A 1,355-nucleotide genomic window follows, 5' to 3' on the forward strand; every position below is an offset into this window, starting at 1 on the left:
CCTTTACTGATCCGATCAAGAACCTGCTGGATTACAAAACCTGGACGCTCAAGCGTGACGGCAATGTAAAGCAGGTAGAGCTGGTCAGCGGACGCGGGAACGACACGTTCCTGGTCGCAAAGCTCAAGGGTCTCGATGATCGCGAAGAAGCTCGTCTTCTGGCCGGTTATGAGATCTGCGTGCCGCGCAACCTGTTCCCTGAACTGACCGACGGCGAGTACTACTGGTACCAGCTGGAAGGTCTCAAGGTTATCGATACCCTCGGGCAATTGTTCGGGAAGATCGATCACCTGCTGGAGACCGGCTCGAATGATGTAATGGTGGTCAAGCCTTGCGCTGGCAGCCTGGATGATCGCGAACGCCTGTTGCCGTATACCGAGCAATGCGTGTTGGCCGTCGACCTGGCAGCGGGCGAGATGAAGGTGGATTGGGACGCGGATTTCTAAGCGTGGCTAACTTGCGCGTAGAAGTGATCAGTTTGTTTCCCGAGATGTTCTCCGCCATCAGCGAGTACGGCATCACCAGTCGGGCGGTGAAACAGGGGCTGTTGCAGCTGACCTGTTGGAATCCGCGGGACTACACGACGGATCGACATCACACCGTGGATGATCGCCCATTTGGCGGTGGTCCGGGCATGGTGATGAAGATCAAGCCCCTGGAAGATGCTCTGGTTCAGGCCAAGGCAGTCGCCGGGGAGGGTGCGAAGGTGATTTACCTGTCCCCCCAAGGCCGTCAACTGACTCAGTCGGCGGTACGCGAGTTGGCGAATCTGGATGCATTGATCCTGATTGCCGGCCGCTATGAAGGCATTGACGAGCGTTTTATTGATGCTCATGTCGATGAAGAGTGGTCGATTGGCGACTATGTACTGTCTGGCGGCGAGCTGCCGGCGATGGTCCTGATCGATGCGGTTACGCGACTGCTGCCTGGAGCTTTAGGGCATGCGGACTCCGCCGAGGAAGATTCCTTTACGGATGGTCTGCTGGATTGCCCGCACTACACCCGACCGGAGGTGTATGCGGATCAGCGTGTTCCCGACGTATTGCTAAGTGGCAATCATGCACACATCCGGCGTTGGCGTTTACAGCAGTCCCTTGGTCGGACCTATGAACGACGCGCCGATCTTCTGGAAAGCCGCTCGCTTTCTGGAGAAGAGAAGAAGCTGCTCGAGGAATATCTCCGCGAGCGGGACGATAGTTAACAACGTATCGATGGTAGATCAGACGATTTACCTTAGGAGCACAGCATGACTAACAAAATCATCCTTGCACTCGAAGCAGAGCAGATGACCAAAGAGATCCCTACCTTTGCCCCGGGCGACACCATTGTCGTTCAGGTGAAAGTGAAGGAAGGCG

General features: G+C 56.1%; 3 protein-coding genes. All 3 read left to right on the plus strand.

Going from position 1 to position 1,355, the window contains the following annotated elements; translation table 11 throughout:
• Positions 1–446, plus strand: a 446-nt coding sequence (gene rimM / locus ACRESJ_RS20660; RefSeq protein WP_431759551.1) for a ribosome maturation factor RimM, incomplete at its 5' end; no start/stop codon positions are given.
• A 2-nt stretch (positions 447–448) separates the two neighbouring features.
• Positions 449–1,201 carry a tRNA (guanosine(37)-N1)-methyltransferase TrmD gene (gene trmD, locus ACRESJ_RS20665; protein ID WP_431759552.1) on the plus strand — a complete coding sequence of 251 codons (753 nt, stop codon included), beginning with the start codon at positions 449–451 and terminating at the stop codon, positions 1,199–1,201.
• A gap of 45 nt (positions 1,202–1,246) precedes the next feature.
• Positions 1,247–1,355: 50S ribosomal protein L19 (locus ACRESJ_RS20670; protein WP_431759553.1), on the plus strand; the 109-nt coding region annotated here is incomplete at its 3' end.

It is taken from the genome of Pseudomonas sp., from assembly GCF_050739655.1.
Classification (GTDB): domain Bacteria; phylum Pseudomonadota; class Gammaproteobacteria; order Pseudomonadales; family Pseudomonadaceae; genus Aquipseudomonas.